The sequence below is a fragment of the Streptomyces sp. NPDC002156 genome, assembly GCF_053593675.1.
This window is the reverse complement of sequence record NZ_JBSFDA010000340.1, coordinates 1-3,692: the sequence shown is the minus strand read 5'-3', so window position 1 is coordinate 3,692 and position 3,692 is coordinate 1. Positions and strand designations below refer to the sequence as shown.

Annotated in this window: 4 protein-coding genes; all 4 read right to left on the bottom strand. The window is 71.9% G+C overall.

The genetic code is table 11. The features are described from left to right. The coding region (locus ACWCRB_RS49435; RefSeq protein ID WP_451002316.1) for a trypsin-like peptidase domain-containing protein at positions 1 to 1,524 on the bottom strand (1,524 nt) is incomplete at its 3' end. A 252-nt stretch (positions 1,525 to 1,776) separates the two neighbouring features. Next, a complete protein-coding gene (gene truB / locus ACWCRB_RS49430; RefSeq protein ID WP_235474473.1) occupies positions 1,777 to 2,685 on the bottom strand; it encodes a tRNA pseudouridine(55) synthase TruB in 909 nt (302 codons plus the stop codon). After that, positions 2,682 to 3,125, bottom strand: a complete 444-nt coding sequence (gene rbfA / locus ACWCRB_RS49425) for a 30S ribosome-binding factor RbfA (RefSeq protein ID WP_451002317.1) — start codon at positions 3,123 to 3,125, stop codon at positions 2,682 to 2,684. The genes truB and rbfA overlap by 4 nt, the downstream gene beginning before the upstream one ends. A 73-nt stretch (positions 3,126 to 3,198) precedes the next feature. After that, complete coding sequence (locus ACWCRB_RS49420; RefSeq protein ID WP_369035550.1) at positions 3,199 to 3,492, bottom strand: DUF503 domain-containing protein; 294 nt, start codon at positions 3,490 to 3,492, stop codon at positions 3,199 to 3,201. Positions 3,493 to 3,692 lie beyond the last annotated feature (200 nt).

Genomic DNA, 3,692 nt, shown 5'->3' with positions numbered 1-3,692 from the left:
GCGGGGGCGGATTTCGCCCCCGCCGCCCCTACCCGTCCCATCCCTGGGGGCTGCGCCCCCAGACCCCCCTTCGGCCTGAACGGCCTCGTCCTCAAACGCCGGACGGGCTGAAATGCCCGGGCCGGCCTCGTCCGCGAACGCCGGACGGGCTGGAATGCCCGGGCCGCCCCCCGTCTGTTCCCAGTACTCCGGGCGGCAGGCCACCACCAAGCGGGCGTGTGATTCTCGGAGCCAGGTCTCCGTCGACCTTGTCCAATCCTTCGCTCGGTGGGCCAGGAGTGGGGGCATTTCCTCGGGGCCGTCGAGGAGGAGCAGGAGGGGGCGGGACGTTTCGTGGGACAGGTGGGCCAGGCGTTCCGGGGTGATGTCGCCCAGGTCGGTGGTGTGTTCGCCCGACGCGGCCACGATTCGGGCCGCTCGGTCCAGTGCGCGGCGGGCCGCGTCCGCCACCGAGGTGTCCTCGTCGCGCAGGTCGGCGCCGCGCAGCCACAGGGTGGGGGCCGGTTCCGGGTCGCGGTGGCGGCGGGCGGCGAGGGCCGCGAGTTCCGTCGTACGGCCGCTGCCGGGGGCGCCGACCAGGCCGAGGACGACGGCCGGGCTCTCGCGTGCGGCGGTGAACGCCTTCAACTCCCTTGCCAGTTCGGCCCGTTCGACCGGCTCGACCGCGCCCGCGTCCAGGCCGCCCGAGGTACGGCCGACGAAGCCCGCCAGTGCGCCCGGCGGCCCGTCCGAGCCCACCGAGGTGGCCGTCAGTTCCAGGACGCCCGCGAGATTGAGGTCTGCGCCGTACGCGGGGACCGTCGCCGCGTTGCGGGCGAGGAGGTCTGCAAGAGGGGCGTCCACTGCCCGCCGGGTGTGGAGGGGGAGCGCGAATCCGGGTGCGCGGTGGGCCGCCGGTTCCGGTGACACTCCCGTGGGCTGCGGCAGCAGAGCCGTGCCCAGTACCCCCAGCACCGCTCCCGTCGTACGGTCGAGCACGGGTCCCCCGGCCGCGCCGCCGCCCAGTCGCAGCGCGTCGCTGCCCGCCGTGCCGATCGCCAACTCCAGGGCGTCGGGGAGGAGATGGAAGCGGTCCGTGGCCGTGTAGGTGACGTCGGTCGTGCCGAGCACACGCGCCTCGCGCCAGCCGCCCGCCGCGATCCGTACGTATGTGCCAGTCGCCACCCGGTCCCGGACCGAGACGGGGAGCGGGTCCGCGCCCAGGCCCTCCGTGCGCACCAGGGCCAGGCCCAAGGTCGGGAGAAGGGTCACCGCGTCTGCCGCCGACACCACACACGTACGGTCTGCGGGGCCGTGGAGGACCAGCCGGGCCAGTCCGTCGACGGCCTCGTGGCTGGTGATCAGTGTGCCGTGGTGGTCGGCCACGAAGCCCGTACCCCGTGGGCGACCGGCCAGGTCGCACACCCGCACGAGCGACTCGTCAGCGGCATCGGCGGCCTCGACGGCCGGTTCGTCTTCTCGCGTCTCAGGCGCGTCGGCCGACGGCCGACGGCCGCCCCCGGCGCGCGGGCCCCGTCCCGCCATCGTCGTCCTCCCCGCCGTACACGCGTGCCTGCGTACGCACACGTCTGCTTTCGACGGTAGGCATCCGGTGATCAGCAGGACAGAGCGTGCGACGAACGCGCCCCCTTCCGCCCCCTCGGTTCACTCCGAGCGCCTGCCCGGACGGGTGAATGAATCGCGAGGGATGGATACACCCTTGGGTGGGGGAACCGAGGGGGAACCGTGGAGCGGCGGGAACGTGTCCCCGTGATCGCCGCTCCACGGCGCGGAACGTCAGACGAAGACCGCGAGGCTCTTCGCCTTGCCCTTCTCCTCCTCCACCAGGGCGAGGAACTGCCCGGCGGGGTCGAAGACGGCCACAGCGCCGACGCCCGTGTACTCCTCGGGCATCTCCAGCCGTACGCCGTTCGTCAGCAGCCGTGCCCGCTTCTCGTCCACGTTCCAGCGGGGGAACGCGGCGGTGGCCGCGTCGGCGATCGGCATCACCGTCAGCTCCTGCTGCAACTGGTCGAGCGTGCGGGCCGCGTCCAGCTTGTACGGGCCGACGCGCGTCCGGCGCAGTGCGGTGAGGTGACCGCCGACGCCCAGGTCGGCGCCCAGGTCCCGGGCCAGCGCGCGGATGTACGTACCGGAGGAGCACACCACCGACACGACCAGGTCGAGTACGGGGGTGCCGTCGGCCGCGACGGCGTCCCTGACGTCGTACACCGCGAAGGAGGAGACGGTGACCGGGCGGGCCGGGATCTCGAACTCCTCGCCCTCGCGGGCCCGCTTGTACGAGCGCACGCCGTTGATCTTGATGGCGCTGACCTTGGACGGCACCTGCATGATGCGGCCGGTCAGCTTGGCGACGCCGGCGTCGACGGCCTCGCGGGTGACCCCGGAGGCGTCGGTGGAGGAGGTGATGTCCCCCTCGGCGTCGTCGGTGAGCGTGTTCTGTCCGAGGCGGACGGTGCCGAGGTACTCCTTCTCGGTCAGCGCGAGGTGGCCGAGGAGCTTGGTCGCGCGCTCGACCCCGAGGACGAGCACGCCCGTGGCCATGGGGTCGAGGGTGCCGGCGTGTCCGACGCGGCGGGTCCTGGCGATCCCGCGCATCTTGGCGACCACGTCGTGCGAAGTGAAGCCCGACGGCTTGTCGACGATGACAAGCCCGTCGGGCGTCCTGGTGTTCTGCTGCGTCATTCGGCGGTGTCGTCCTCGTCGTCCGGCTTCTTGTACGGGTCCGCGTCACCGGCGAACGCGGCGCCCGCGGACGCCTGGCGCACCTGTGCGTCGGAGGCACGGGCCTTGTCGAGGAGGTCCTCGATCTTCTTGGAGGTGTCCGGGAGGGCGTCGGCGACGAAGGCCAGGGTCGGCGTGAACTTCACGCCTGCGGCCTGGCCGACGGCGGAGCGCAGGACGCCCTTGGCGCTCTCCAGGCCGGCGGCAGCGGCCGCCCGGTCCTCGTCGTCCCCGTAGACCGTGTAGAAGACGGTCGCCTCCCGGAGGTCCCCGGTGACCCGGGTGTCCGTGATGGTGACGTGGGTGCCGAGGCGCGGGTCCTTGATCCCGCGCTGGAGCTTCTGGGCCACCACCTCTCGGATGAGGTCAGCCAACCTCTTCGCCCGCGCGTTGTCGGCCACTGGTCCGTCTCCCGTTCTTTTCTGTTCCGCGTTCTGCGTCCTGCGTTCTTGCAGGTCGTTCATTTGTTGGGCTCTAGTCGTCGTCGCCGTGGAGCCGTCGTCGTACGGACAGCAGTTCCACCTCTGGGCGGCCGGCGACCAGTCGCTCGCACTGGTCCAGCACATCGGTGATGTGTGCCGTGTCGCCTGCCACCACCGCGAGGCCGATGCCTGCTCTGCGGTGCAGGTCGAGGTGTTCGACCTCGGCCGCGCTCACCGCGTACTTGCGCTGGAGTTCGGCGACGATCGGGCGGACGACGGAGCGCTTCTCCTTCAGCGAGCGTACGTCGCCGAGCAGGAGGTCGAAGGACAGAGTCCCCACGTACATGTGTGTATCCGGATGACCCGCCGGTGCGGGATCGATGGCCCCGCCGACTGTATGGGCGGGGACATCAAGAACGGTACAGCGTACGGGGCGGTGGCTCGACGGGATTGTTCTTCGCCCCCGCCGCCCCTACCCGTCCCATCCCTGGGGGCTGCGCCCCCAGACCCCCCTTGTCGCGCTGAACGCGCTCGTCCTCAAACGCC

Excerpts from the sequence above, each read along its gene's own strand:
- truB (WP_235474473.1), bottom strand. The coding sequence starts at position 2,685 with ATGACGCAGCAGAACACCAGGACGCCCGACGGGCTTGTCATCGTCGAC.
- ACWCRB_RS49420 (WP_369035550.1), bottom strand. The coding sequence starts at position 3,492 with ATGTACGTGGGGACTCTGTCCTTCGACCTCCTGCTCGGCGACGTACGC.